Annotated in this window: 1 protein-coding gene; it reads left to right on the top strand. The window is 68.6% G+C overall.

The window, feature by feature from the left end:
- Positions 1 to 446, top strand: a 446-nt coding sequence (locus G3I71_RS47615) for a hypothetical protein (RefSeq protein WP_164325185.1), incomplete at both ends; no start/stop codon positions are given.

Genomic DNA, 446 nt, shown 5'->3' with positions numbered 1-446 from the left:
AGGCGATCGAGGCGCTTTCGGACTACTCGCTGCGGCTGGAGGAGTACGAGCCGCAGATCTCGCGCGGCTACGACGAGAGCGGCGCCAAGGCGGCCGGGCTGATCGACTACAACGTCGCCCAGGACGGCGGCAGTCGGTACCAGCCCGCTGACTGGTCCGAGGTAATCCTCAAGGGGCCTCAGATCGGCCTGGCGAACCCCATGTTCAAGCAGCCGAGCCAGGGCGCTGGCGGGGTCCTGGGCCTGAACCCCATGACGCTGGCGGATGATGCCGTTCCCGAGTCCGAGTACGTGTACGTGGCCGAGCCGTTCGAGTACCGCGCGGCGCAGGACGTTTGGAGCGACGACCGGACGCTGGAGGAACTCCGCGCGTCCGTAAAGGAGGTGGACCGAGCCCGGCTGGTGGCGGCCAAGGCGCACGGCATTGCGCCGGAGGAGGTGACCGAG

It is taken from the genome of Streptomyces sp. SID12501, assembly GCF_010550245.1.
Lineage (GTDB): Bacteria > Actinomycetota > Actinomycetes > Streptomycetales > Streptomycetaceae > Streptomyces.
The sequence above is the reverse complement of the archived record's forward strand: the minus strand, read 5'-3'. Positions and strand labels throughout refer to the sequence as shown.